Here is a 26,531-nt window from a genome sequence, read left to right on the forward strand (position 1 = left end):
GTGCCGGCCCGGCGGCCGGGGAACGGGTGCCGCGCGGACAGTCCGGCACAGGGGTGCGGCCGGGTCCCGGGCGGCCCGTGGGCCGCCCGGGAGGATGCGCCGGATCAGGTTCCGGGGCAGCCCGCGGGCGCGGCCCGGGACGCGTCGCGGATGAGCGCCTCGTGCGCGGCCCGCACCCGGGCCACGTCCGGCTTCACGACCCGGCGGTCATAGGTCATGAGGCCGTTGAGCTCGCCCTCCACGTCCGAGATCTGGGTGTAGACCGCGCCGTTGCCGCCGCGGCAGGCGAGCGCGCGCACCTCGTCGAGGCGGGCCAGATAGCCGTCGGTGTACGCCGCCGGGTCCACGTCCACGTACGACTGCTGGACGGACCAGGCGTGCCCGGGCACCGCCAGGCCGAGACCGCCGTACTCGCCGCTGACGAGGGCGCGTTCGCCGTCCGGGGAGGGCGGCAGCGCGGGACTCGGGTAGCCGTGCTCGTCCATGATGTCGCCGGTGCCGCCGTCCGCGCCGAGGTTGAGGCCCGACATGCCGTTCACCAGCCGCGTCGGGTCCCAGGCCTTGGCCTGGTCGGCGATCCGGGCCTCGTCGTACTGGCCCCAGCCCTCGTTGAACGTCACCCACATGACCACCGACGGGCTGCTGACGTGGTCCTCGATCATCCGTTTCATCTCGCGTTCGTACTCGGCGCGCGACGCGGCGCTCGGGTTCACCCCGGCGGTCATCGCGGGCATGTCCTGCCAGACCAGCAGGCCCAGCCGGTCAGCCCAGTAGAACCAGCGGTCGGGCTCCACCTTGATGTGCTTGCGCACCGCGTTGTAGCCGAGCTGCTTGTGCATCCGCAGGTCGTACGCGAGGGCCTCGTCCGTCGGCGCGGTGTGCAGACCGTCGGGCCAGAAGCCCTGGTCGAGCGTGGCCATCATGAACACGGGCTTGCCGTTGAGGACGGTGCGCGGGGTGCCGTCCACCTTCCGCACGGCGATCGACCGCATCCCGAAGTAGCTGCCGACGCGATCCGCTCCCACGGTGACCACCAGGTCGTACAGGAACGGGTCGTCCGGGGACCACAGGTGAGGCTCCGCGATGTCCAGGGCCAGCGGCTGCCCGGTGCGCCCGGTCGCGGTCGCGACCTTCCGCTTCCCGTCGTAGGCGGTCGCCGTGAACGGCAGTCCGTCGCGCACTCCCCCGGGCTCCACGGTGACCTTGCCCTCCGGCACGTCCGGCGTGAGCTTCAGCGAGTCGACGTGGTCGGCCGCGACCGGTTCCATCCACACCGTCTGCCAGATCCCGGACGACGGGGTGTACCAGATGCCGCTCGGGTCCAGCCGCTGCTTGCCGACGGGCGGGTTCTCCCCGTCGGACGCGTCGGTCGGGTCGTACACCCCGACGATCAGCTCCTGGGTGCGGCCCGGCCGGAGCGCGTCGGTGATGTCGGCGGAGAACTTGTCGTAGCCGCCCCGGTGTTCGGCCACCTCGACGCCGTTGACATACACCTTCGCCTGCCAGTCGACGGCGCCGAAGTTGAGCCGCAGCCGCTTGCCGGAGCCGATCCGCCAGTCCGCCGGAACGGTGAACGTGCGGCGGTACCACATGCGGTCCTCGTGGCGTTCGAGGCCGGAGAGCTGTGACTCCACGGGGTACGGGACGAGGATGTGCTCACCCAGGGTCCTGCCCACCGGCGGCCGTTCACCGGCCCCGGCCGCGGCGAACTGCCAGCGCCCGTTGAGGTTCTTCCAGGCGGTGCGTGTCAGTTGGGGCCTCGGATACTCGGGCAGGGCGTTGTCCGGTCCGACGTCGTCGGCCCACCGGGTGCGCAGCTCGTACGTGGAGCGGTTGGGGCCGCTGCTCCAGAAGGGGCCGATCACCTTCCCGCCGCCGGCGAGCCCGCCGTCGCCGTCGTAGCGGATGTCGGCGGTGCCGCGCGCGGTGCCGGTCTTGTTGCCGACGACGGGTTCCTTGAGCGCGACGAGCACGGACCTGGGGTCCGCCGGGTCGGGCCGGGCCTTCCCGAGCGGCCATTCGGTGCCGCCGATGACCGCCTTGACGTGCTCGGTCAGACCGCTGGGCAGGCGGTCCAGGGGGCGTGCGAAGTCGAGTTCGAGGGTGCGCCCGTCGGCGAGGACCGTCGCGGCGAGGGCGCCGTCGTAGTCGTAGCCGTCGGGCAGGCGGAACGCCGACTGCGGCACGGCCACCTTGCTGCCGCCCGGCTCGGTCCAGCGCAGATGGAGGTTGGAGCCGCCGTAGTGCTCGAAGTACTCCAGCTTGATGTCGTAGGCGTGACCGGCCGTCAGATCGACGGGCTGCGCAATCTGTTCGCGGTCCCAGTCGTCCACCCAGTGGTCGATGACGAGCCTGCCGTCGATCCAGAGGCGGAAGCCGTTGTCACCGATGACGGAGAAGGTGGTGGGGCCCGTCTTCTCGGGCACGATCCTGCCGGTCCAGCGGACGCTGACATCGTTGTCCTGGCCCGTGGTGAAGCGCAGCCGGGGTTCGAGGTCGGCGAAGTCGAGCTGGGCGTCGAAGCCCGTGGCCTTGAGCTCGTGGAAGTCGAAGGCACCTGGTGCGGACTGGGTGTAGTACTCGCCCTTCAGCCCGTGGATCTCCACGGGGGCGTCGGCCGCCGCCGGCGCGGCGGTCAGTCCGCCCAGGCCCAGGGCCACGGCGAGCAGCGCGGCGAGGCGGCCCCTGAGTCTTCCGAGTCTGGTGGTGCGCACGAATCCTCCTCGTCGAGGACGGGTGTGTGGGCACTTGCACGTGTGGAATAACGTTGTAAACGCGAGCAGTTGGAATGACAGCACGGGGTTCCGCTTCCTGTCCAGGGACCTGACAAGGGCGGGACGGCGCCGCACGGCGCGGTGGCGGCGGCCGGAGAAGACGGACGCCCGCGCGCCGCCGCGATCGCGGCGGCGCGCGGGCACGGCGACGGCCCCGGTGCCGGAGAGACGCACCGGGGGCCGTGGGACCGGCGGGTCTACGACACGCGCTGGCCCTTGCCCAGCGCGATCACCCCGCCCTTGGAGACCGTGTAGAGGTCCGCGTCCCGCTCCGGGTTGACGCCGATCGTCGCCCCCGGCGGCACCTCGACGTTCTTGTCGAGGATCGCGCCGCGCACCACGGCGCCCCGGCCGATGTGCACGTTGTCGTGGAGCACCGACCCCTGCACCACCGCTCCCGGGTCCACGACGACGCCGGGCGAGAGCACGGACCGGGTGACCTGCCCGCGGATCAGGCAGCCCGCGCTGATGATGGACTCCCCCGCGATGCCACCGGCGTTGAATCTCGCGGGCGACAGCTGCCCGGAGTGGGTGTAGACGGGCCAGCTGCGGTTGTACAGGTTGAACGCCGGCCGCTCGGCGATCAGGTCCATGTGGGCCTCGTAGTACGCGTCGAGGGTGCCGACGTCGCGCCAGTAGCCCTGGTCCCGGCTGGTCTCACCCGGGACGTGGTTGTCGCTGAAGTCGTACAGTTGCGCCTCGCCCCGTTCGGTGAGCATCGGCAGGATCGAGCCGCCCATGTCGTGCACCGAGTGCTCGTCCTCGGCGTCCCGCTGGAGCGCCTCGATGAGGGCCTTGGTGGTGAAGATGTAGTTGCCCATGGAGGCGAACACGCACCCCGGGTCGTCCGGCAGTCCTGGCGGGTCGGCGGGCTTCTCCAGGAAGCCCTGTACGGTCTGCCCGTCGGAGCCCGGACTGATCACCCCGAAGGACGAGGACTCGGCGCGCGGCACGCGTATCCCGGCCACCGTCACACCCGCGCCGCCCTCGATGTGCTGGGCGAGCATCTGGCGCGGATCCATGCGGTAGACGTGGTCGGCGCCGAACACGGCGATGTAGTCGGGCTGTTCGTCGTACACGAGGTTCAGGGACTGCAGGATCGCGTCGGCGCTGCCCAGGTACCAGCGCGGGCCCAGCCGTTGCTGTGCGGGGACGGGCGTGACGTAGTTGCCGAGCAGGCTGGACATCCGCCAGGTCGTCGTCACATGCCGGTCCAGCGAGTGCGACTTGTACTGCGTCAGCACGCAGACGCGCAGAATGTCGGCGTTGACGAGATTGGAGAGCACGAAGTCGACGAGGCGGTACGTGCCGCCGAAGGTGACCGCGGGTTTCGCGCGGTCCGCGGTGAGGGGCATGAGCCTCTTGCCCTCTCCACCCGCCAGTACGATTCCCAGCACCGAAGGCCCACCGCGCCGCATAACCGCCGCCCCTCTACGCCCGGTCGGGCCGTGCCCGGTCCCGGACCGGCCCTGTCGCTGAACTGTGCCTGTCCGATGGTTACCCCGCTTTGAGGACTTCCTCGTACAACTGGACGGTCCGGCGGGCCACCGCGTCCCAGCCGAACTCCCGCACCGCGCGCGCCCGTCCGGCCTCGCCCATGCGCCGGGCGGCGCCCGGGTCGGCGATCAGCGCGTCCAGGGCGCGGGCCAGCCCCGCCTCGAACTCGTCGTCGTCCGGCACGAGAACGCCGGTCGACCCGTCGTCGACGACCTCGGGGATGCCGCCTACCCGTGAGGCGACCACCGCGGTGCCGCAGGCCATCGCCTCCAGGTTGACGATGCCCAGCGGTTCGTAGACCGACGGGCAGACGAACACGGCCGCGTGCGTGAGGAGTTGGATGACGTCGGGGCGCGGCAGCATCTGCGGGATCCAGTGCACACCCTCCCGCACGGCGCTCAGCTCCCGGAAGAGTTCGCGGAACTCGCGGTCGATCTCCGGGGTGTCGGGGGCTCCCGCACACAGCACCACCTGCGCGGCAGGGTCGATGTCCCGTACGGCGCGCATCAGTTGGGGCACACCCTTCTGCCGGGTGATGCGGCCGACGAACAGGACGTAGGGGCGGCCGGCGTCGACGCCGACGCGGTCCAGCACGTCCGTACCGTGGTCGGGCCGGTAGAGCGCGGTGTCGATGCCGTTGTGCACGACGCGGACCCTGGCCGGGTCCAGGGCCGGATAGCAGGTCAGGATGTCCTCGCGCATCGCGCCGGAGACGGCGATCACGGCGTCCGCGGCCTCGATGGCGGTGCGCTCGGCCCAGCTGGACAGGGCGTATCCGCCGCCGAGCTGCTCGGCCTTCCAGGGTCGCAGGGGTTCCAGCGAGTGGGCGGTCACCACGTGCGGGATGCCGTGCTGGAGCTTGCCGAGGTGGCCCGCGAGATTGGCGTACCAGGTGTGCGAGTGGACGATTTCGCGGCCTTCGAGCGCGGCGGCGATGGAGAGGTCCACGGAGAAGGTGCGCAGGGCGTCGTTGGCGCCGTCGAGCGAGGACCAGGGCCGGTGGCGGACGACCCCGCCCGCGCCTCCCTCGCCCCAGCAGTGCACGTCGAGTTCCGTGAGGCTGCGCAACTCCCTTGCGAGGAACTCGACATGGACGCCCGCGCCGCCGTACACGTCCGGCGGGTACTCCCGGGTCAGCAGTCCCACGCGCACACAGAACCCCCCATCTGGCGACTGGTGTCCTCATGGTCACCCAGTCGGGGCGGTTGGGGAAGACCACCGGCCGGGGCTGCGGCGAACGACGGGCGCGCTCAGGGACCTGCGGGCTCCTTGCGAGGCGGGCGGTCGAAACAGCAGTCGCCGCACAGCCCGCCGCCGGGCAGCCGGTAGTAGAGGCAACAGCTGCGACGCCGGAGCGTTGCCGGGGCGAGGGTGGCGGCGAGGCGGGGATCCGTGAGGAGCCCGGCGGCGAGGAACCGGGCCCGCTCCCCGACGTCACTGCGCCCGTGCGCCAGGGCCCACCGGTCGAGCTGGCGTGCCGCGCCGGCCAGGGCCGAGCCCGCGTTGCCCCACAACAGTCCTGGTGAGACGCGGTAGCGGGAGTGCAGGACGGCTGCCAGCGGGGCGAGGTGGGCGTCCAGGACGAGACGGCCGACGGCGGTGTCGGGCAGGGGCCGCACCTCGGCCAGCCACAGGTCCTCCGGGGCGCTGCCGTCCGGGTCCCAGTGCAGCAGCTCCGGGTCGAGGTCGGGTACCTGTCCGTACAGGGCTGCCGCACCGAGCGCGACGGACCACAGCCGGGCGGCCAGGGCCTGCTGGGCCACGGAGACCGCGACGCGCACCTCGGGTGCACGGAGACTCTGCGTGACCTTGCGGACGCGGAAAGTTACCGGATCCTCGTAAACATCTTCCCGGGCATCTTCTGGAGTCGCCGCGTAGGCCTCCCGGAGGGTGGGCAGCGGGCCGCGCGGCGGTACGCCGGTGCGTAGTACGGAGAAGCCGCCGAGCGCGCCGAGCGCCGTGAGCCGGGGGTCGAGGTCCACGAAGAGCAGTAGTACCAAGCCCCCTAGGGGTGACCACCAGCGGGTCCGGGCCTCATGTCGCCCACCTTGGGGAGGAGCGAGGGCGATTCGTACTCCATCGGCAGTAGGACCCAATGACTGCTCAGGGACGACGACGAGAACTAAATCACGAGGCATCGTTGTTGCCATGCAAGCCGACCGTTCGTCGCGCCGGGCCCAGCGCCCACGCCGTACGCAGAGGAGGGACCCATGAGCGCCCTCGCTTTGTCCGTGCTGCTCTCGTTCGTTTCCGCCGTCGCGTACGCAGGCGGTGCGATCGTGCAGGAGCAGGTCGCCCTGACCTCTCCGGGTCAGACCTACGCACCACTGCGCAGGCCGAGCTGGTGGGCCGCGGTGGCACTCAACGGCCTCGGCGGGCTGCTGCACGTGGCGGCACTCGCCTACGGACCGCTGAGCCTCGTACAGCCGCTGGGCGCGCTGACCATCGTCTTCGCGCTGCCGATGGCGGCCCTCTTCGTGGGCCGCAGGGCCGGGGCGACCGCATGGCGCGGCGCAATCATGGCCACCGTGGGCCTCGCGGGCCTGCTGTCCCTCGTCGGCTCCTCCGACGCTCAGTCCCTGGGCGGTGCCGAGCGTGTGGCACTGGCCCTGGTCTGCGCAGGCGCGGTCGCCGCGTTGATGGTGGCGGGGCGGGCCGCGCACCGGCACCCCGCGGTGCGCAGTGTGCTGCTCGCCGTGGCGGCGGGCGTCGCGTTCAGCATGTCCTCGGTGTTCACCAAGACGGTCGCCGTGGACTGGTCGCAGCAGGTCTCGCTCTCCGACCTGTCCAGCCTCGCCGTGATCGGCGTCTTCGCGACGGCCGGCATGCTGCTGTCGCAGGCGTCCTACCGCGGCGGCGGTCTGGCGGCGCCGCTGTCGACCCTGACGGTGGTGAACCCCGTGGTGGCGGCGGCCGTCGGCATCACGATGTTCGGCGAAACCTTCCGCTACGGCACGACCGGCACCGCCCTCGCACTGGGCTGCGGCGTCGTCGCCGCGGGCGGGCTGATCCTCCTCACGACCGAGCGGATCGGCGGCAGCCGTCCCAAGAGCGCGCCCGTGCCGGCGCAGCTCACCCGGGAAGCGGCCCCTCGGGGTCTCGGCGGTGAACCCCTCGCGGTCGCCGTCGTCGCGGAAGCGGTACTCCCGGCCGACCTGGCCCTGCCGGACCAGGTGCCTCTAGGGCTGGACGCCGACCTGGCGGTCGCCGCGGCCGCGGAGGCGGACTCGGGTCTCGCCGCCCTCACGGCGGGCGAGGCGGACGTCGAGAAGCTCCTGGCGGGGCTTCCGGAGCCGTCCGTGGTCGAGGACGTCCTGCTGCCGGCCCCGCGGCGGACGCCGGCGACCGCGGCGGCGCAGGGCGCGTCGCAGGAGTCCCCGGTCGACGAACTGCCGCGCTACACGGCCATGTACGGCGGGCCCTACCTGCCGATCCCGTTCGTGAACCACCACCGCACGAGGGTCAAATCCTGACCCCGCCCGCCCTCAGGTAGGCAACCGGGTCGATGTCGGACCCGAAGCCGGGCCCCGTCCGCACTTCGAAGTGCAGATGCGGGCCCGTGCTGTTGCCCGTGGACCCGGAGCGGCCGATCCGCTGGCCGCCGACGACGTTCTGCCCCGCCTTCACGGAGATCGCCGACAGATGGCCGTACTGCGTGTAGCGGCCATCGGCGTGCCGTATCACCACCTGGTAGCCGTAGGAGCCGCCCCAGCCCGAGCTGACCACGTGGCCCGCCGCGACCGCCTTCACGGACGTGCCGGTGGGCACGGGGAAGTCCACTCCCGTGTGGTAGCCCTTCGACCACGACGACCCGGCGGCGCGATAGGGCGTGCCGGTCGCCGCGTTCACGGGGGCGACGACGGACGGGGCCTTCCTGGCCTTCTCCTGCTTGGCCTTCTCCTGCTTGGCCCTCTCCTGCGCGGCCCGCTCTTCCTCGGTCTTCTGTGCCTTGGTCCTGTCGGCCGTGGACCGGTGCGCGGGGGCGGGCGACCGCTCCTTGCGGACGGGTGTGCGGTGCGTGCCGTGCAGGTCGAGGCGCTGGCCGGGCAGGATCAGGTCGGGGTCGGCACCCACCGTCCCGCGGTTCGCGGCGTACAGGCCCTGCCAGCCGCCCCGGACATGCCGTGAGTCAGCGATGCCGGACAGTGTGTCGCCCTGGACGACGGTGTACATCTCGGCGGTGCCGGCCTGCGACTGCGGCGTCGTCTGCGGCTTCACGTCCCGCACGGTGCGCTGCGCCGTCCGCGGCGCCGTGCCGGCGGGGTGGACGTCGGGGGTGCCGCCGCCCCTGGTCAGCCCGGTGCGGACCGAGCACACCGGCCAGGCGCCGGGCCCCTGGCCTCTGAGCACCTTCTCGGCGACGGCGATCTGCTGGTCCTTGGTGGCCTGGTCGGCACGGTGCGCGTAGGCCGTGCCGCCGTACTCCGCCCAGGTCGACCGGGTGAACTGCAGACCACCGTAGAAGCCGTTGCCCGTGTTGATGCTCCAGTTGCCGCTGGACTCGCACGCGGCGACCTTGTTCCAGGTGCCGACGTCGGCCGCATGCGCGGAGCCGGCCCCGACGAGCGGGAGTGCGAGGCCCGCGCCACCCGCCGTGACGGTCAGCGACGCCCGGTTGATCCTGTTCGGCTGATACCGGCGGTGCCGACCGCGTTCGGCCATGAGCGAGCCCCCTCGACATGCGTCAGGAGCGGCAAAAGTAAGCGTGCGGAACAGGCCAGGACAAGACGGCAACCGGTCGCTCCGGAAAGGCGGTTGAGCGGTGAAGCGCAGGGGGCGGGCGGGTCGTTCCGGCAGCGGACGCGGGGGCGGGCGGAGCCCGTCTGGGCCGTACTTCGTGCAGTGGGCCACCGACCCGACGCAGTAGAGAGGCGAGTCGGCCCGTTCCACGCCACCCTCCGGGGGCGTCGCAGTGGGCGGGCCGGCCGGCGCGGAACGCCGGCGCGGGGCCCGTTCGACGGCACGGACGTCCGCTCGGCGGCGCGGCGCAAAACGTTCGACGGCCGTCGATCCGCCGATTCCCGAGGCAGCGGGCGGTGCGGAGCGCGTCGACGGACCGCGCCGTACCCGGCCACGGCCCACGGCCGTGTGGAGGGGCCCGTGCGCGCTCCGCGGGCGGCGCACGGCGCGGCCCGGCGTTCCCGTGCGTACCCACCCACCACGCGTCAGGATGGCAGGGGGCAATACTGGGCGAGCAGGACCGGCAGCACTGACGAGCACGACTGGCAACACCGATTCCAGGATCCTTAGGAGCCAACCGTATGAGCACTTCAGCCCAGATCGGCGTCACGGGTCTCGCGGTCATGGGGCGCAATCTCGCCCGCAACTTCGCGCGCAACGGCTACACGGTCGCCGTGCACAACCGCACCGTGGCGCGGACGAACGCGCTGGTCGAGGAGTTCGGCCACGAGGGCGAGTTCGTGGCCGCCGAGACCGCGAAGGACTTCGTGGCCGCGCTGGAACGGCCGCGCCGCCTGGTGATCATGGTGCAGGCGGGCGATCCGACCGACGCGGTGATCGAGGAGTTCGCCCCGCTCCTGGAGCCCGGCGACATGATCATCGACGGTGGCAACGCACACTTCGCCGACACCCGGCGCCGTGAGCGCGCCCTGCGCGAGCAGGGCATCCATTTCGTGGGCACGGGCGTCTCCGGCGGCGAGGAGGGCGCGCTGAACGGGCCGAGCATCATGCCGGGCGGCTCGAAGGAGTCGTACGCGTCGCTCGGACCGATGCTGGAGAAGATCTCCGCCAAGGCGAAGGACGGGGCGCCCTGTGTGACGCACGTCGGCCCCGACGGCGCCGGACACTTCGTGAAGATGGTCCACAACGGCATCGAGTACGCGGACATGCAGCTGATCGGCGAGGCGTACCAGCTGCTGCGCGACGTCGCCGGGTACTCCCCCGCGCAGATCGCCGACATCTTCCGCACCTGGAACACCGGCCGGCTGGACTCCTACCTGATCGAGATCACCGCCGAGGTGCTGTCGCACGTGGACGCGGCGACGGGCAAGCCGTTCGTCGACGTCGTCCAGGACCGGGCGGAGCAGAAGGGCACGGGCCGTTGGACCGTGCAGATCGCCCTGGACCTCGGCGTACCGGTGTCCGGCATCGCGGAGGCGGTCTTCGCGCGCTCCCTGTCCGGGCACGCCGACCTGCGCGCCGCGTCGCGCGGGCTCGCCGGTCCGAAGGCCGAGCAGCTCGACGAGGCGGAGGCCGCGGCCTTCGCGGACCGGGTGGAGCAGGCGCTGTACGCGTCGAAGATCGTCTCCTACACGCAGGGCTTCCACGAGATCCAGGCGGGCAGCGACGAGTACGACTGGAACATCGACCTGGGCGCCGTCTCGTCCATCTGGCGCGGCGGCTGCATCATCCGGGCGGCCTTCCTCGACCGGATCCGGGCCGCCTACGACGCCCGGCCCGACCTGCCCAGCCTGCTGTCGGACGAGACCTTCGCCCAGGAGATCGCCGCGGCCCAGGACGACTGGCGCGAGGTGCTCGTCGCGGCCACCCGCCAGGGCGTGCCCGCGCCGGGCTTCTCCGCCGCCCTCGCCTACTACGACGCGCTGCGCGCCGAGCGGCTGCCCGCCGCCCTCACGCAGGGGCAGCGGGACTTCTTCGGGGCGCACACCTACCGGCGGACGGACCGGGAGGGTTCGTTCCACACGCTGTGGGGCGGGGACCGGTCGGAGGTCGAGGCGTAGCACACGGGCATTTCCCCGCGGCGGCGCACGTGGGTGCGCCGCAGTCCGGCGCTGACGTCGGCGCCGGTAACGGCGCTCCAGAGCGCACCGCGGGGGCGCCAGCCCGTCACTGAAGCCGTCACGTGCCTCGTCCCGGGGCCGGGGCGGCTTCTCCGCGTCCGGGGCCGGGCACGACCGGGGGGCCGTCGGGGGCCACGGGGGCGGGAGCGTCCGGTCCGGTCGCGCCGGTCGGGCCGGATGCACTGGTCGGGCCGGATGCACCGGTCGGGCCGGATGCACCGGTCGGGCCGGATGCACCGAACGCATCGGCCAGGTCGGCCGACTCGGGCGAGCTGGTCGCCTCACCTGTCGTCGCCCTCGCCGGCTCGAGCAGTTCGATCGTCTCAGGCGCCCCTGGCGGCTCGGGCGTGCACGTCGGCTCGGACGTGCACGTCGACTCGGGCGTGCACGTCGACTCGGGCGAACCGGCCCGCTCGGGCGACCCCTTCGGCTCCCGTCCCGGGGGCGGCTCCGGTGGGTGGGAGGCGACCAGTTCGGCCAGGAGCCGGTTGCGCAGCGGCATCAGTCGGCTGTCGCCGGTGTAGCCGCGATGGCCCTCGATCGGCGGGAACACCGGCGCCTCCCGCGTCCGCCGGTACGCACCCGGGCCCCCGTCCGCGCCCTCCGCGTCGTCGGCCCAGCGGACGTCCACGTCCTCGATTCCGACGGGGCCGCCCAGCGGGTCGGTGTCGCGCCAGACGTTGATCCAGCCGGCCAGCCCGGGCCGCTCGCCGCGCGGACCGAGCGCGTCGATCGACTCGACGCAGACGAAGGCGGGGTAGTTGCGGGAGAAGAACATGCCGACCGGACAACCCGTGGTGATCAGCGCGATCCGCGCGCGCAACGCCGCGTCCAGCTGCCACACGGCCGCCATCACCAGGACGGTGCCCATGGAGTTGGCCCGGACGAGGACCCGTCCCCGCTCGTCCTTCAGCAGCACGTGCAGCCGGTGGACAAGTTCGGGGACGGCCCTGACTGTCCAGGACGGCGGCGCGAAGGGGTGCGCGGCGCGCGGCCAGAACGCCCCGAACGCCCAGGCGAGACCGGCGTTCTGACGCATGTCGGAGCGGATGGCCAACATCCGGAACGCCAGCAGCATCAGCGCGGCCAGGCCGGCGAGCAGAGGGATGCTCAGCGAGCCCAGCGCCCCGGCCGCGAGGTCGCGCGCGTCACGCAGCCCCGGCCGGATCCCCAGCGGGAAGTAGAACGCTCCGGTGACGACCACGACCAGGACCGCCGCGGTGCCCATCATCCAGTCCGCTTCGCGCAGCAGATAGGTGTGCTTGCGCCGGGCGGCCCTGAGTTCGTGCAGGTGCCGCCGGTCGTCGCGTTCCTCCCGGGAGTCCGCCCGGTACTCGCGGACGAACCGCTTCACCAGGCCCGGCCCCGGCCGGCCGTCGGGCCCCGGAGCGGCGGGTCCCGCGACGTGGACGAACCAGACGACGGCGAACACGACCGCGCCGCACACCGCGCCGAGCGCCAGCACGGGGGCGAGGACCATGCCCATGACGTCCACCGGCTGGGGCACGTCGGTACGCCTGCCGGTCCGTGCGAGCCAGGAGCCCGTCCATTGGGAGGACGCCGTCGTGTATAGCCAGGCCACGAAGCAGGCCAGGACCGCCATGGCCGGGCCCGCGAGGCCGAGCAGCGCCATGCCGCGCCGTGTCCCGGCCACGGGCAGCACGAGGGAGGCGAGGGTCAGCAGGCAGACGCCGAACGCCTGGACGAGCAGCAGCACCGTCGACTGCACCTGCATCCCGGGCAGCACCCGGTCCACGGTCCAACGCCGGTCGGGGACCAGGCAGTAGAGCACCGCGGCCACGTTGACGCAGGCGCACAGGATGCCCGCGACGATCGGATAGTGCGTGGGCCACAGCGGGAAGTACCGCCCACCGCCCCGGCGTTCACCGATCTTTCCCCGGACGAGCGGGATCCGCTCCAGGATTCGCGACCGGAGTGAGGACGGAGGCAGCGGCAGGCAGGTCTTGCGGTGCACCCAGGGGACGGAGATCAGCAGGACCAGGGTCATGAACAGGATGACCGCGAACAGGGCGCGGCCGAGGCCCTCGGGGCCGTTCCCGTGGAGGTCCTGGTGCAGCGGGGTCCAGGTGAGCAGCCCCGCGGTGGTGAGGAGTCCGGCCCATACGTGCTGGGCCGCCATGCCGGGGTCGCGGCGGTTGTGCTCCCAGAATCCGGGCAGCTCCAGCGGGTGGCCGTCCTCTCCCTTCCCGGCCCGTTGCAGCCGGGCCAGCTCGGCCTCCTCCTCCGACACGGTCTCCAGTACGGGCAGGTACTCCTGCTTGGTGTCGCGGGCCGCGAGCAGCAGGACGAACACGACGAGAGCGGGGGCCAGGGCGGCCGCCACGAACCCCCATTGAGGTCCGGCGGTGTCCCAGGACCGAAGGATGCGGACGGCCGGATTGTCGTCGGCGCACACGTGCCGGCCGGCTTGGGGCCTGCACTGCCAGGCGAACTGGTCCATCGCCAGCTGGCCGACCGTGCCCACCACCAGCACCGTGAGCGAGAGCGCCAGCAGCCGGGCGCCGAACTCGTAGACCCCGCCCGCCAGTTTGCGCCGACGCTTGTCCTTGCCGCAGGGCCAGCGCGGCTGCATCCAGGCCACGAGGTTGATGAGCAGGAAGGGCATCAGAAACAGCCACAGCGCGCGGGACGCGCCACCGATGGTGAGCCGCGTCCAGTCGTAGACCTCGCGCACGACCTTGTGGGGTGCCTTGTTCAGGTCGACCACGGTCCGGTACAGGCCGGCCTTCTCGTCCCCACTGACCCTCCCGACGGCCGCCGGGGGCCGGATCAGCCGCTCCCGGTCGACGGGTCCGAGGCCGGGCACCAGCAGCTCCACGACCTCCACGCGCGCCGGGCGCCCCGGGAGCCCGCCTTCGTACCCGGCCTCCGCTTCGTGGGCGCCTTCGTGCTCGGACACCACTCCGCCGACACCCTCGTGCTCGGACACCACTCCGCCGACGCCTTGGCACTCGGACGCCACTCCGCCGACGCCCACACGCTCGCCTTCCGCGTGGGTGCCGTCCTGCCCCGTGACTCCAATGCCGCCGACCTTCACGCGGGCCGTCCCGGCCGCCGTCGCACCGGTGCCGTCGGTTTCCGTGACCTCGGTGTCCTCGGCCTTCGGCCCGCCCGCGCCCGTGCTCGCCCCGTCCCCCATCGCGGACCCCCGTCCCCGTACCACACGCCCCTCGAGGACACGTCGTACGCGCCCCTGGAGACCACGTTGACAGGGACGGGACGGTCACGCAATGGAGTTACGGGATGAGAAATACTCACCCTCTGTTAGGCAAGCCTCGGCTTCCGACCCTGCGCGGGGCGTCGGCCCGTGCCCGGGGCCGGGCTCGGTTCAGGAGATCGGCCCGGGCTGGGGATCCGGTTCCGGTACCGGGTCGGGGCCCGGCGGTTTCGGGATCGGGGACGGGGTCGGCACGGGCTCGGGTCCGGGGTGCGGACCCGGGTCGGGTGCGGGGTCGGGGAAGGGCTGCGGGCGGTCGGGGCCCGGCCCCGGGGTGGGTCCCGGCTTCACCGGGTCGGGGAACGGATGCGTCATGGTGTCCTCCAGCCAGTCGGTACGTCGGCCCTGGACTTGTCCCACGCGTACCCGGCACCGGCGCACCCACTCACCCCGTCGCGTGAGGGATGGCAACCAGGTGGGCCTGAGCGGGCGCCCGCTCAGGCGACGCTCCGCGCGGCGCGCACGGCCACCGCCCCCGCGGCGAGACCCGGCCGCGGACTCGACAGCACGGGGACCGAGGTGCCGGTCAGCCGCTGAGCCGGGGCCATGGACGCCTGGGCGAGGACGATCGCGTCGGCGCCGGTGACCGCGTCGGCGGCACGGGCCACGGCGCGGGCGTAGCCGTCCATGTCACCCGCCTCGAAGAGGGCCCAGGCGTCCCCGGCGAGCACGGTGCGCAGGTCGACGGGACGCCCGGCACGGCGCGCCTCCTCCTCGACGAGGGCGACCGTCGGCGCGAAGGTGCTCTCGACGGTGGCGAGGACGACGATCCGGGCGCCCGCGGCGACCGCCGCGGCGGCCATCGGACGGTCGACGCGGAGCACGGGCAGCGCGACGCCCGCGTCCTCCGCGACTGCGCCGATCGTCGAGCAGGTGCAGAGCACGGCTCGCGCGCCGTCGGCGAGGGCCGCATCGAGTGCGGCCCGCACCGCGGCGGCCACCGAGTCGGGGCCTTCGGCCCGGGCGCGGGCCAGCAGTTCCTCGGACACCGTGTGCCGCAGCTCCAGACCGGGATGGTCCTGGTCGCGCAGCGCCTCGAACACGGGGATGTGCGCGGGCGAGGTGTGCAGCAGCGCGAGCGGCCCGGGCCACGCCGGCCCCTTCGCGGGCGGTCCGTCCCCCGCGCCGGGCGCTCCGGGCTCCGCCATCAGAAGCGTCCCGGATGCGCCTTGAGCCACTTGACCGCCGACCGAAGCAGCTCCGGGTCGGCCGCCGGCGCCTCCTCGGGATGCCGGGCCGCCCACTTCACGACGTACGGGCACAGCGGAGCGACGACCACGCCTTCACGCCCGGCGATCGCGTACAGCTCGCGGGCGAGCGAGCCCGCGATGCCCTGGCCCTCGTGCTCGGGCTCCACGATGGTGTGCACCGGGACGAGCGCCCGTGCGGGAGTGTCGAGGACGAAGTACTCGATGTGGCCGACCACTTCCTCCCCGGCGAACGCCTCCAGCCGGCCGGCCTCCCGGTCGTCGCGGATCTCGATGTCACTCATGGACGCTCCTCGGGTCGTCGCGGCCTCGGTCGCTCTGTCCTGCTGGCCTCGGCCGATGTCAGGCGGAGACAGCCTGCGGGCTGCGCTCCTGGTCCGAGCCCGGCACCGGCGCCGACGGATCGGTGCCGAGGTCCACGATGCGGTTGTCGCCGTCCACGTGCACGACCCGCGGCCGCAGCGCCCGCGCCTCGGCGTCGGAGACCTGAGCGTAACTGATGATGATCACCAGGTCCCCCGGGTGGACGAGGTGGGCGGCCGCTCCGTTGATGCCGACGACTCCGGAGCCGCGCTCCCCCTCGATCACGTACGTCTCCAGCCGGGCGCCGTTGGTGATGTCCACGATGTGGACGAGCTCGCCGGGGAGCAGATCGGCGGCGTCGAGAAGGTCGGCGTCTATCGTGACCGATCCGACGTAGTGCAGGTCGGCCTGGGTGACGGTGGCACGGTGGATCTTGGATTTGAACATGGTGCGCAGCACTTGAACTCCTCGAAGACGGCTCCCCGCCGGCTTTCTGCAGGTCGGAGGCGTCGCTCACTGTACATCGGCATGCATTCGACTCGAAGACTTTCCTGAACATCGCGCGCTGCGCGAGCAGGCTTCTCACCTGCGCGATTTGCGCGAGCCAAGGTGTCGCGAAGCCGTCGACCAAGAGCATGTACGGCGCACGGCTGGCCAGCCCGCGCTGAGGACCGACGGTGCGGCCGTCGGGCCGGCCGGACCTGCGCGCCGACGGCCACCAGATACGGGAAGAGGGGATGCCGCCGGTTGCCGCCGTTGGTGCGGCACCACAGCGACATACTGGGCCGCCGCTCCTCGCCCTGAGGTCCGGCCTACCCAGGACGTGAGCGGACAGGCCTGGCGCATTGTCAGGACGGGCTCCTGCTGCAGTCGAGCGACTGCAGCAGGAGCCCGTCCTGACGGGACGTCACCGCATCGACTGGTGCTGCACGCACCCCCCGCGGATCACTCCGTCCGCAGGCCGTCCGGGCGCATCATCCGCCACAGCGCCGGCATGGCCGGCAGGGTGACCGCGAGGATCACCGCGCCGCCCACCCCGGCCATCGCGCCGACGCTCGCCCAATCGACGTGGAACGTGGCGTGCACCATCTGCAGCAACGCGACGCCCAGGCCGAGCCCGCCGACCACGGCGATCGCGAGTCCCAGGACCACGGGGACCGCGGTCTGCTGGAGGGGCGATGCCCACAGGTCTCCCCAGGTACGGACCCCTGGAACCCTGTGTGGCCGCGGTCGGCCCGGCACATGCCACCGCCGCGGAGTACGACTCCGCGCGGCAGGTCGGGGCGCATCCGGCACCGTCGGCGTCGCCGGTGACGCCCACGGTGCCCGAGCCTGACCGCGCCAACGCGGCGGCGGTCAGGCTCCGATCAATGACGTCCAGGTTTCCGCGGTGCGGAAGCCGAAACTCTCGAAGAGGCCGACCGCCTCATCGGTCGCGTGCAGGTAGGCCGTGTGCGCGCCGACGGCCCGCCCGTCCGCCAAGATCTTTTCGACCATGCCCCGGGCGTGACCCTTTCTGCGGTGCTGCGGCGTCGTGGCGACGTTGATGACGCCGAGATGGTCCTCGACGACGACCCCCAGGCCCGCGGCTACGGCGACCCCATCCGCCTCGGCCACGTAGGCGTTGATCCCCTGCGTGTCCAGAACAGCCGGTGTGTACAGGCTCGAAATGATCACCGGAGGGGCACCGAACCCCGCGGCCAGCACCTCGGCGAAGTCGTTGTACTCGTGACCCCCGAGGGCGCGCACCCGTACCTGCTCGCCCTCCCGGGCGCGCACGGACGCGTCCTTCAGTGACATCACCATGAAGGGCTGCTCGGACTTGCCGGTCAGGCCGTACTCACCGGCCCTGCGCGTGATCGCGTCGTCCGGGCCGCCGCGAAGGCGGATGCTCCAGGGGAATCCGTCTCGGCCCGCCTCCTCGGCGGCCACGGCAGCAAGGTCCGCGATCTTCCCCGCATCGGGTTCCCTCGCCGTGCTCATCACCACGTTCAGAGCGGGTATCTGCGAACGGGTGAGGGCGAGGAGAGTGCCTTCGGGGCCGCTGCGGCCGGTGGCGCCGGGAACGACGCTCACCAGCCTCTCCATCGCCGATCCGAAAGCGTGCGCGGCCGCGTCCGCCCGGGAACCGAGAGACTTGGGATCCATGTGAACTCCACTTGCGAGGTGCTTAGACACCGGCAGGACGCCGGACGAGGAGAGAAGCGATCGTGAGGCGAAGCGCGCGCCTGATGGGCACAGCTCCAGGAGATGTCCGTGATCACGCGGATCGCCAGTTAGATGGTATCCAAAATCTATTGCGGGGCAAGCCGCATGTCCGCGAGGCAGCGGCAGAAGTGGCGGTGAACTACCCGGGGGCCCGGGCCTGCAGCCTGGTCGGCAGCACCGGCCGGACACCACCCCACCGCCAACGCCGAAAGAGTTCGCAGACGGCCTGCCACGGCCCGTACTCCCGTGGCACCTCACGCCACTGAGCTCCGGTCCGTACCCGCCACCGGGTCCCGTCGACCAATCGCCGCCGGCCGACCGCCGGCCTGCCCCGCATTGCACCGGCAGCAACGGTTCAGCACCGCCACTGCTCGCCAGAACGGTCCCCTCGCCCCAAGTCCGTACAGGGGCAGGTCGCACTAAACGGGGAAGGTGAAGAGGCGGTACTGCGAAACCTCGACGAAACCGAATCTCCGGTAAAGCGGCTCGCCGGCCGGGCTCGCGGCGAGTGCTGCCAGCCGCATTCCACGGTCCTGTCCCACGCGGAGCGCCGCCGCGGTCAACGCTGTGCCGATGCCGAGTCGGCGACGCGTCTCGGCCACATGGACGATGAAGATCCCGGCCACGTCGTGGGCCGTGATCACCACGGTCGTCCCGACGACACGACCCTCGAGAACCGCCGCCAGGCGGACGATGTCCGCGTTGTCCCGACGTTGTGCCTCGATGCGCACGATGTCGGACTCGAGGCCCACGGCGACGCCCATCGAGGCACTGTAGGTGCGGACCAGTTCCCGCAAGCGGTCGTCACCGCTCACCTCATCGATCCGCAGGCCGGGCGATGATTCCATCGGATCCACCGCCTGGTCGAGCGGTCTGACCATCACCGGGATCGTGGCGAATTCCTCGGCTCCGTGCTCGGCGAGGGCCGACGACGTGCCCGCGGGGCTGTCCGGGCCGACCCACCACCACCAGGGCACTCCGGCGAGCCGCTCTCGCGCGGTGGCAGTGATCTGCTCGACCTCCTCCAAGGAGCGCACCCTCACCACTCCGTTGAACTGCGGCTGCGCCAACCCGCTGCGGAACCAGTCGATGTCACTGTCACCGGCGTCCACCACGCCCCATCCGGTCAAGTACTGCCGGAAGTTCGCGGTCACGCCGGCCATCGTCCCGGGATGCCACAGGTCGTGCGGTACGCGCCTGCCCGGCAACGCGCCCGCCACAGAGGGTTCGCCGGCTCCGCTGGATACGTTCGTCATGGGTGTTACCTCTGTCTGAAAGCCTCGGACCTGGGGCGGTCCGAAGGTATGCGGCTTGTCCGGCCGGCTTCACACGGCCGTTCTTCCGACCGTGTGATGCAGCCGTTGGGTCCCTGTCTCCGCGCACGGCCGTTGCCTGCGGCCGTCGGCCGCGCCGGCTCTTGCGGTCTCAGGTCACCACGATGCGGAAGTCCGAGACGGGGCGGTATCCGATGCGCTGGTAGACGCTGTTGCTCGTCGGGTTGGCGAGGTCGGTGAAGAGGAGCACGTGCTCCGCACCGGCGTCACGCGCCGCTTGGGAAACGGCTGCGGTGACGGCGGAGCCGTAGCCCCGGCCGCGCTGTTCCGGCAGCGTGTAGACGGGGGTGAGGCGAGCCGTGCCGGCCACCACCGACGTCATGGCGGCCATGGCCACCGGCTCCTCCTCCACCGTCCACAACCGCCAGCCGCCCCGGCTCAGCCGCTCGTCGACGAATGCGTCGAGATCGGCCCCGAGCGAGCCGGCTTCGGTGACGAAACGGGTGCACCAGTCGTGGAGCAGAGCCCGGTCGTCGTCGGTGGCCGTCCGCGGTGCCCCCGGCGCTGCGAGGGCAGGGCGCACAAGCCCGTCGAGCCGATAGAGGCGCAGGTGCGGTCCGCTCTTCGGCTGGGAGCCGGTGGTCGTCTGCCACGCATCGGAGAAGGCACGGGCCGATGAGTCGTCGGCCACGAGCTGTGTGAACGGCGGGGTCCGGTCGGACAGGACGTTGGCCAGGTGTGCGGCCGCGTCCCGGGAAAGACGGCTCGCTGCCAGCAGGTGCGGAGGCATCCACACGAACGCGGCCGTCGTCGCCGTCTCATCCGGTTCCCGCCACCAGCCCAGCACCGTGGGCGGGGCTTTCCCTTCGGACCGCAGTCGCTCGATCGTGTCCAGCCCGGACAGCAGCATGGTGTGCCAGTCGGGCCGGGCGGCGAGAAATGTCCCCGCCTCGGATCGAAACACCTCGGGCTCGTCCGTGGTGAACCAGGTCACGGGATTTTGTCTCCTGCTCGCCCGGGGCGCGGTAGGAATGCACCACGCCGCAGCGGTGGTCGGTGCCCCCAGCCGCAGCACGTGCGGCTGACGGTCCTGTCCTTGTCTGCCTCAGCCGCGGAGGGCCGGGAAGGCGAGGGCGAATGCGAACCGCCGGCTCCAGGGCCCCGCTCCCACGTCCGAGGGGTTGCGGATGCCCGGGCTTGTTCGTACTCCGGGTGCCGGCGACGGCGACGGCAATGCATTCGAACCTCATGGGCCAGGTGCTGCGTTGAACATGGATGTGCGGCCCATCATGTAGGCCCCGTCGCACAGCGTCCACGTGATAGATGTCACGAATGATCTATACGTCGGGACCGGATCGCCCTACCGCGAGAGACGGGGCCACCCCGACCCGCCGGCGGCACACTCAGGGTGGAGCGTCCAGGTCCCGGCGACCCCGCCATCCGCGCCACCCGCTGGGGGCGCCGCGGACGCCGGCCGTCCGGGCGTACGCGCCCGCCCGGACATGCCCCCGCCCCCGCCCGCCGCCCGCACCTTCCGCCGCACCGACCACCCCGGCAGCCACCACACCCACTGGGGCACCGACCGCACCGAGGAACCACCCCCAGACAGCATCCGTCGGCTCCAGGCCGTTCCGCAGGCGCAAAGGCGCGCGGCTCTTAGATTACAGTTACACTCTAACGTCGCCATATACCGAGGAAAGAGGACGACCATGTCCACACAGAAGGCCGGGACGGCGCTCGTCACCGGCGCGACCGCGGGTCTGGGTGCCGCCTACGCCGAGGAACTCGCGGCGCGGGGGCACAACCTGCTGCTCGTGGCTCGTGACCAGGCGCGGCTGGAATCCGCCGCAGCCGACCTCGCGGAGCGTTCCGGCGTCGAGGTCTCGACGCTGAGCGCCGACCTGGCCACGCCGCAGGGCGTACGGTGCGTCGAGGACCGTCTGGCGGCCGACCCCTCCATCGACATGCTGGTGAACAACGCCGGCAGCGCCGTTTTCGGCCCCCTGTCCGAGGCGGACCCGGACCGGCTGGAGTGGCTGATCACGCTCAACCTGACCTCCGCCACCAGGCTTGCGACCGCCGCCACCAAGGCGTTCCGCGGCCGGGGCTCGGGCACGATCGTCAACATCTCGTCCGCCCTCGCCCTCAACGTCCTGCCCGTGGGCGCCGTGTACGGCGGCACCAAGGCGTACGTGATCGCGTTCACCCAGGCTCTGGCTCAGGAGTTCGCGGGTTCCGGCGTCCGCGTGCAGGTCGTGGTGCCGGGAGCGCTGGAGACGGCGATCTGGAACGGCTCGGGAGTCGAAAGGGACCAGCTGCCCAGCGAGGTCGTCATGGCACCCCTCGTCGCCGCGCGGGCCGGGCTCGCCGGTCTCGACGCCGGTGAGCTGGTCACGATTCCCTCGCTGCCGGAGTACGCCAAGTGGGAGGAGTACGAGAACGCGCGCCAGGAACTCGTCCCGGGCCTGTCCCTCACACACCCCGCCGAACGCTACGCCCGCTGACCGCGGGGCGAGCACGCTCATTGCCGAGGGCCGGGGGCCGCACGCCCTCCGTTCTGGCACCCTGCGCCGGTGAGGGAGACCCGGCAGGACAGCGGGCGGCCTGCCATGCGGCGCCTCGGCGACGGGCTTCTTCTGTTTCCGTCCTCGACAGGGTGGGACGCGGTCAGCACACCGGTCGGCACCGCGCCTCCCGGGTCCCGGCCCCGTAGTCGAAGACCGTCATTTCCGGAAGGCGACGGCGAAGCCCGGGTACCGCCCTCCCTCCGAGGGTGGCGCACCAGAGGGTCGGCCGTCCGCCGGGCCGCCGCACGCCCTGCCGACCGTCATACCGCCGGGCGGGGGGCAGAACCGCATCGCGCCCGGGAATTCCCGCGACCGGGGATGGCGGCGGCGGGTGCGGCCGCCGCGGCAGGAGGGGCGGGACAGGCCGCGAGCACGGGACCGCGCACGAACCGGCCGCAGGCGGGCGACACTTGACGCACCGCACTACGCGCATGTGCCGCGGCGGGACGTCGAGGGGTCAGGACGCGGAGGCGTACACGTCAGCCGGTCGCCGCCTGACCGCTGTCGGCGTCCCTCGCCACCGCCGCATGCACGGCCTGCAGGATCTGCTCGGACAAGGGTGTGCCCGCGGTCGCACGGGCAAGCAGGATGCCGCCGACGAGCGTGGCATAGGCCGCCAGGCCGGCCTCACCGGGCGCGATCCACCCCGCAAGCTCCTGGATGCCCCTGGCGTACGTCTCCCGGTGCTCGGGCTCACGTGCCACGTCGCCCGCGAAACCGGCGGCGGGACAACCGGTGCCGGGGTTGTCGCGGTGCTCGACGGAGAAATAGGACTCGAGCAGCGACTGCCACGCCGCCTGATGCTCCCCGGTCTCACGGTCCAGAGCCACGAGGTCCTGCAAGTTGTCGGAGACGGCCTTGGCGATCGCTTCGTCGACGAGAGCGGCTTTGGAGGCGAACTGCTTGTAAAAGCCGCCTTGAGTGAGTCCGATCGACTTCATCACATCCGCGATGCCGACCTTGGCCACGCCGTCCTCGCGGAACAGCCGAGAGGCCGCCAGCACCACTCGCTCCCGGTTGACCTTCGCTTCTGCTTGCGAGACGCGACTCACCTATCACCCTCCGTAATACCGGCCAGCCACTTTCACGTCGCGAGTCGTCACCACGACCAGCCGAACGACACCCTGCTTCTAAGATTACGCCTGCTGTCTATAGGGTGCCGCGGCTCCCTGCCGGCCGGCACTCGCCGCCGATCCGTCGCACCAGCGGATGCACGCGAAAACGTCCACGCCCCAGAGGGCACGGACGACGGCCCGCATGTAAGATGGCGAGCGGAATCTAATATCGCATCGCCGCCCGGATCGACTGGAGCCGGCATCCCTCTGCTCGAGAGCCGAAGCGGGCCCCTCGGCACATCGCCCGTGAGTCGTGCGCCGTTGGGCGGCGTGGTCGGGAAGTGGAGCCTCGAGAGCGCCATCGGACAGACACCGATCCTCGTGCTTCAGGGGCGAGTGGCGACTGTCACCGAGTAGTCGCGGGACGATCCGGCCGGCCAGCCGCCGATTCCCGTTCCCGCCCGAGCAGCAGTGCCCGTGAAGCCGTCCCCTCAGCAGGACCCCGGTCGAGACCCCCTCCTACGGGATACCGCCCTCCGGGGCCGGTCAGGCGAGACCCAGGACATCGCCGCCCCGACAAGAAGACCGCTCGCCGGAGACGAACCGCCGGCGAAACCGGCGGGGCGCAACTCCACCCTTCAACGCCGTGATGGCACGAGAGCCGCCATGTTGATACGACGCAGCCCTACCGGAAGAATCCGGTCGCACCCCGGACTCGTGATGCGCTTCTTCCCGCGCACCCCCGCCACCCGGCGCGCGACCGATGACGGAGCCGGCTCGCTCCCAGGCCCCGAAGTCCCCAAGCGGCCGAAGGCTCGTGGCCGCGGCACCGGACCCCTGGGCTTGCGCGGCCACGTAGTCCCTCCGCTGCTACTGATCGCGGCCATCACCTCCGGTGCGTCGCTCGCCCCACTCGCGGTTCACCTGTCCCCACTGCTCGTGGCAGCCCCCACGTGCACGGGCAAGTTCGCACGAACACGCTTCACGAGCGTCGTCGCGCTCCTGGCAGCCGCGGCAGTGCTCCTCGTGGACCGCCACGACGGCCTGCTCCACTCGCCGCTGCTGCCCATTCACATCGGAGCAGTCCTCATCGTCTCCGCGTTCGTCATCGCCTCCCGGGCCGTGCACGACCGCGACTTGCGTGAACTGGCCCAGGTACGGGCCGTCTCCGAAGCAGCCCAACGAGTGCTGCTCCGGCCGATCCCGGCGGAGCTGGGCCCCCTCCACGTCGCATCGATGTACCGCGCCGCGGCGGCGCACGCTCTGGTGGGGGGCGATCTGTTCGCAGCCGCCCGCACCGCGCACACCACACGCATCCTCATCGGAGACGTCCGCGGAAAGGGCCTCCCGGCCATCGACGACGCCTCCGCCGTCCTAGGCGCCTTCCGGGAGTCAGCTCAGCAGTACCGCACGCTCCCGGAATTCGCGGCCTCCCTGGAACGCAGCGTTCGCAGGCACCTGAGTGAGCTGACCCGTATCGCCCCTGACAGCAGCGAGCGGTTCATCACCGCCCTGCTGATCGAACTCCCCGACGACGAAGAAATCGCCAGAGTGGTCAGCTGCGGGCACCCGCCGCCTCTGCTGCACCAGGGCAGCCGGCTCACCCTGCTGCCCGTCACCCAACCCGCCCCGCCGCTGGGGCTCTCAGCAGACACTCCCAACGCCTTCTGCCTCGACACCGTCGCCTTCGGTCCCGGAGACACCCTGCTCCTGTATACCGATGGCCTGGCAGAGGCCCGCGACTCCGCAGGCCGCTTCTTCCCCGTCCTCGAACGTGCCGAGACGTGGACGTGGGACTGCCCCAGCCGCCTGGTACAGCACATCAGCGTCGACGTGGACCGGCATGCGGGCAAGAACCTCCAGGACGACCTGGCCCTTGTCGCTGTCCATCACCCAACGCACCCCGCCCACTGCGAACAGGCGCCACCGTGAACTTCCACAGCCCGAAGGCCCGCACGCCCGCGCAGACAACCCCGAACCCTGCGCCGCACATCATGCGCACCATCTCACAGGCTCTGCGCACGACATCAAAAGCGACGGTGACGAGGTTGGCCACGCCCAGACTCCTCCTGCTCCGGCATCCAAGTACACTGCTCGCGGTCTATCTCTCTGCGGCCTGCGCACTGCAACTGAACGCCTCTGCAGTGGGCTTGGTCCGCTGGTCGGACTACTCGGTCCTGGCACCCCTGATAGCGGCAGCGCTGCTGCCCATCAGGCACACCCTGATCATCGGAGCCTGCACGCTGGCGACCAGCGTGGCCATCTACGGTTTCGCGATCCGGGGTGTGTCGGAGGGCGGCCGGACGGTTGTCGTCACCGCGGCCTTGCTGTCTCTGGTCATGAGCCTGTTCATCTGCCGAGTCCGGATCCGCCGGCAGGCCAGGTGCGCCTTCGCCGCGCCTCCCCCGGGCGGTGAGGAGAAGGGCCGCATCGCTCCTGCACCACGCCAGGACACCGGAAATCTTTGCGCGTCCCCGCTTGCCGGGGGACCCCCGACCGGGCACCTCCCGCGACTGGCGGCGGTGGAACTCGCGTACGGCCGGGCCGATGACGGAAGTCCGCAGGCCCATTGGCTTGACGCCATCCCCCTGCCCGGAGCCCGGGTGGCGCTGGTCGCCGGCAGCGTGACCGAGCACGGAGAACCGGCCCCCACCCTGGTGCCCGAACTCCGCGCCGCGGTACGAACCCTGGCGGACATCGACATGCAACCGGACGAGAGACTGACCCACCTCCAGGACGTCCTCCACCGGCTCCGGCCGGACGAGGCCGGCCACGACGTCACGGCGAGCTGCCTGTACGCCATCTACGACCCCGTCACGGCAGACTGCACCTTCGCCTCCGCCGGTCACCCCGCCCCCATCGTCATCAGCTCCGAAGGTTCGCCCATCGCCGTCGACCTTTCCTCCGGGACACCGCTCGGACGCGCGCGGACGCATGTCGCGACCGCGGAGATCCGGCTCAGCAAAGGCAGCGTGCTCCTGCTGCACACGCACTCCGCGAAGCCGGCCGGTTCCGGGTTCAGGACCGATGGATCCACCGTGCCCGGAGGACGCATCGAACCACAGTCCTCGCTCGCAGCCACCTGCCATACCGCGCTGCAGGCCCTCGCGGCAGAGGGTGGCCCTCGTCAACTGCGTGTGCTCGCCGCACGAACCCGCACACTCGACACCACCACCATGGCCGCGTGGGACCTCACCGCCGATCCAGCGGCCGTCTCCGCCGCGCGCAAACATGTCACCGCACAGCTGACGGACTGGGGCCTGGACGACGCGACCCCCACCACCGTCCTGATCGTGAGCGAGCTGGTCACCAACGCCATCCGCCACGCCCAGCCACCGCTGCATCTCCGCCTGATCCGCTGCAACACCCGTCTCACCTGCGAGGTCACCGACGGCAGCACCACCACTCCTCACCTACGCCGCGCCCGCACCCTCGACGAAGGCGGCCGCGGGCTCTTCATCGTCGCGCAACTCACCTGCCGCTGGGGCACTCGCCACCACCCCGATGGCAAGACCATCTGGGCCGAACACACCCCGCAACACGAAACATAGGAGGAGACACACCGTGTGTCGTCTCAGAGGAAGTGCCCCGCCGGGTCGACGTGCGTCCTCGGCGCGGGCGCGCCTGACGGATCCTGAACGCCGGA

The 26,531-nt window shown here is 71.7% G+C and carries 19 protein-coding genes and 1 pseudogene; 5 read left to right on the plus strand and 15 right to left on the minus strand.

The window, feature by feature from the left end:
- Positions 1–104 precede the first annotated feature (104 nt).
- From H305_RS0101240 to H305_RS0101255, 4 genes are all read right to left on the minus strand, one after another.
- Positions 105–2,714, minus strand: coding sequence for a glycoside hydrolase family 2 (locus tag H305_RS0101240; RefSeq protein WP_028798802.1), 2,610 nt, complete (start codon positions 2,712–2,714; stop codon positions 105–107).
- Positions 2,715–2,971: 257 nt separating this feature from the next.
- On the minus strand, positions 2,972–4,192 hold the full coding sequence (glgC, locus tag H305_RS0101245) for a glucose-1-phosphate adenylyltransferase (protein WP_028798803.1): 1,221 nt from the start codon (positions 4,190–4,192) through the stop codon (positions 2,972–2,974).
- A 79-nt stretch (positions 4,193–4,271) separates the two neighbouring features.
- A complete protein-coding gene (gene glgA, locus H305_RS0101250) occupies positions 4,272–5,423 on the minus strand; it encodes a glycogen synthase (RefSeq protein ID WP_028798804.1) in 1,152 nt (383 codons plus the stop codon).
- A 98-nt stretch (positions 5,424–5,521) separates the two neighbouring features.
- Positions 5,522–6,271, minus strand: a complete 750-nt coding sequence (locus tag H305_RS0101255) for a (2Fe-2S)-binding protein (protein ID WP_028798805.1) — start codon at positions 6,269–6,271, stop codon at positions 5,522–5,524.
- 210 nt (positions 6,272–6,481) lie between these two features.
- Between H305_RS0101255 and H305_RS0101260 the strand changes: the two genes are divergently transcribed.
- Positions 6,482–7,744 (plus strand): DMT family transporter, encoded by a 1,263-nt coding sequence (locus H305_RS0101260; protein WP_028798806.1) that lies wholly within the window; start codon positions 6,482–6,484, stop codon positions 7,742–7,744.
- Here the strand turns inward: H305_RS0101260 and H305_RS0101265 are convergent.
- On the minus strand, positions 7,734–8,933 hold the full coding sequence (locus H305_RS0101265; protein WP_028798807.1) for a transglycosylase family protein: 1,200 nt from the start codon (positions 8,931–8,933) through the stop codon (positions 7,734–7,736). The two genes, H305_RS0101260 and H305_RS0101265, sit on opposite strands and share 11 nt — an antisense overlap.
- Positions 8,934–9,532: 599 nt before the next feature.
- On the opposite strand from H305_RS0101265, the gene gndA reads away from it, so the two are divergent.
- The gene (gene gndA / locus H305_RS0101270) at positions 9,533–10,972 is read left to right on the plus strand and encodes an NADP-dependent phosphogluconate dehydrogenase (RefSeq protein ID WP_028798808.1); all 1,440 of its coding nucleotides are present in this window, start codon (positions 9,533–9,535) and stop codon (positions 10,970–10,972) included.
- 118 nt (positions 10,973–11,090) lie between these two features.
- Here gndA and H305_RS0101275 read toward each other — a convergent pair whose 3' ends face one another.
- The 9 genes and pseudogenes from H305_RS0101275 to H305_RS0101315 form a co-directional block, all read right to left on the minus strand.
- Positions 11,091–14,192, minus strand: a complete 3,102-nt coding sequence (locus H305_RS0101275; RefSeq protein WP_028798809.1) for a hypothetical protein — start codon at positions 14,190–14,192, stop codon at positions 11,091–11,093.
- A gap of 515 nt (positions 14,193–14,707) precedes the next feature.
- A complete protein-coding gene (locus H305_RS0101285) occupies positions 14,708–15,418 on the minus strand; it encodes an aspartate/glutamate racemase family protein (protein ID WP_234020587.1) in 711 nt (236 codons plus the stop codon).
- Complete coding sequence (locus tag H305_RS0101290) at positions 15,418–15,762, minus strand: GNAT family N-acetyltransferase (protein ID WP_028798812.1); 345 nt, start codon at positions 15,760–15,762, stop codon at positions 15,418–15,420. The genes H305_RS0101285 and H305_RS0101290 overlap by 1 nt, the downstream gene beginning before the upstream one ends.
- Positions 15,763–15,820: 58 nt before the next feature.
- Complete coding sequence (panD, locus tag H305_RS0101295) at positions 15,821–16,240, minus strand: aspartate 1-decarboxylase (protein ID WP_028798813.1); 420 nt, start codon at positions 16,238–16,240, stop codon at positions 15,821–15,823.
- Between the two features lie 486 nt (positions 16,241–16,726).
- Positions 16,727–16,978 (minus strand): annotated as a pseudogene (locus H305_RS0101300) (ABC transporter permease); the annotation flags it as partial.
- Positions 16,979–17,137: 159 nt separating this feature from the next.
- Entirely contained in the window at positions 17,138–17,929 is a 792-nt protein-coding gene (locus H305_RS44140) for a GNAT family N-acetyltransferase (RefSeq protein WP_051370315.1), read from the minus strand.
- 199 nt (positions 17,930–18,128) lie between these two features.
- Entirely contained in the window at positions 18,129–18,326 is a 198-nt protein-coding gene (locus H305_RS54295; protein ID WP_078628822.1) for a transposase, read from the minus strand.
- An 82-nt stretch (positions 18,327–18,408) separates the two neighbouring features.
- Complete coding sequence (locus tag H305_RS0101310) at positions 18,409–19,245, minus strand: GNAT family N-acetyltransferase (protein WP_234020588.1); 837 nt, start codon at positions 19,243–19,245, stop codon at positions 18,409–18,411.
- Between the two features lie 169 nt (positions 19,246–19,414).
- Positions 19,415–20,257: a GNAT family N-acetyltransferase gene (locus H305_RS0101315; protein WP_028798816.1), complete on the minus strand. Its 843-nt coding sequence runs from the start codon at positions 20,255–20,257 to the stop codon at positions 19,415–19,417.
- Between the two features lie 715 nt (positions 20,258–20,972).
- On the opposite strand from H305_RS0101315, the gene H305_RS0101320 reads away from it, so the two are divergent.
- On the plus strand, positions 20,973–21,767 hold the full coding sequence (locus tag H305_RS0101320) for an SDR family NAD(P)-dependent oxidoreductase (RefSeq protein ID WP_028798817.1): 795 nt from the start codon (positions 20,973–20,975) through the stop codon (positions 21,765–21,767).
- Between the two features lie 542 nt (positions 21,768–22,309).
- Here H305_RS0101320 and H305_RS0101325 read toward each other — a convergent pair.
- On the minus strand, positions 22,310–22,882 hold the full coding sequence (locus tag H305_RS0101325) for a TetR/AcrR family transcriptional regulator (RefSeq protein ID WP_037761970.1): 573 nt from the start codon (positions 22,880–22,882) through the stop codon (positions 22,310–22,312).
- 942 nt (positions 22,883–23,824) lie between these two features.
- On the opposite strand from H305_RS0101325, the gene H305_RS44145 reads away from it, so the two are divergent.
- Positions 23,825–24,817: a PP2C family protein-serine/threonine phosphatase gene (locus tag H305_RS44145; RefSeq protein ID WP_051370332.1), complete on the plus strand. Its 993-nt coding sequence runs from the start codon at positions 23,825–23,827 to the stop codon at positions 24,815–24,817.
- 116 nt (positions 24,818–24,933) lie between these two features.
- On the plus strand, positions 24,934–26,436 hold the full coding sequence (locus tag H305_RS44150; RefSeq protein WP_234020589.1) for an ATP-binding SpoIIE family protein phosphatase: 1,503 nt from the start codon (positions 24,934–24,936) through the stop codon (positions 26,434–26,436).
- The last annotated feature ends 95 nt before the right edge of the window (positions 26,437–26,531 follow it).

Origin of the sequence: Streptomyces sp. 142MFCol3.1 (assembly GCF_000424945.1) — a bacterium.
GTDB lineage: Bacteria > Actinomycetota > Actinomycetes > Streptomycetales > Streptomycetaceae > Streptomyces > Streptomyces siamensis.

Excerpts from the sequence above, each read along its gene's own strand:
- gndA (WP_028798808.1), top strand. The coding sequence starts at position 9,533 with ATGAGCACTTCAGCCCAGATCGGCGTCACGGGTCTCGCGGTCATGGGG.
- H305_RS0101275 (WP_028798809.1), bottom strand. The coding sequence starts at position 14,192 with ATGGGGGACGGGGCGAGCACGGGCGCGGGCGGGCCGAAGGCCGAGGAC.
- H305_RS0101285 (WP_234020587.1), bottom strand. The coding sequence starts at position 15,418 with ATGGCGGAGCCCGGAGCGCCCGGCGCGGGGGACGGACCGCCCGCGAAG.
- H305_RS0101290 (WP_028798812.1), bottom strand. The coding sequence starts at position 15,762 with ATGAGTGACATCGAGATCCGCGACGACCGGGAGGCCGGCCGGCTGGAG.
- H305_RS0101265 (WP_028798807.1), bottom strand. The coding sequence starts at position 8,933 with ATGGCCGAACGCGGTCGGCACCGCCGGTATCAGCCGAACAGGATCAAC.
- H305_RS44140 (WP_051370315.1), bottom strand. The coding sequence starts at position 17,929 with ATGGATCCCAAGTCTCTCGGTTCCCGGGCGGACGCGGCCGCGCACGCT.
- H305_RS0101260 (WP_028798806.1), top strand. The coding sequence starts at position 6,482 with ATGAGCGCCCTCGCTTTGTCCGTGCTGCTCTCGTTCGTTTCCGCCGTC.
- H305_RS0101310 (WP_234020588.1), bottom strand. The coding sequence starts at position 19,245 with ATGACGAACGTATCCAGCGGAGCCGGCGAACCCTCTGTGGCGGGCGCG.
- glgC (WP_028798803.1), bottom strand. The coding sequence starts at position 4,192 with ATGCGGCGCGGTGGGCCTTCGGTGCTGGGAATCGTACTGGCGGGTGGA.
- H305_RS54295 (WP_078628822.1), bottom strand. The coding sequence starts at position 18,326 with ATGCGGGGCAGGCCGGCGGTCGGCCGGCGGCGATTGGTCGACGGGACC.
- H305_RS0101320 (WP_028798817.1), top strand. The coding sequence starts at position 20,973 with ATGTCCACACAGAAGGCCGGGACGGCGCTCGTCACCGGCGCGACCGCG.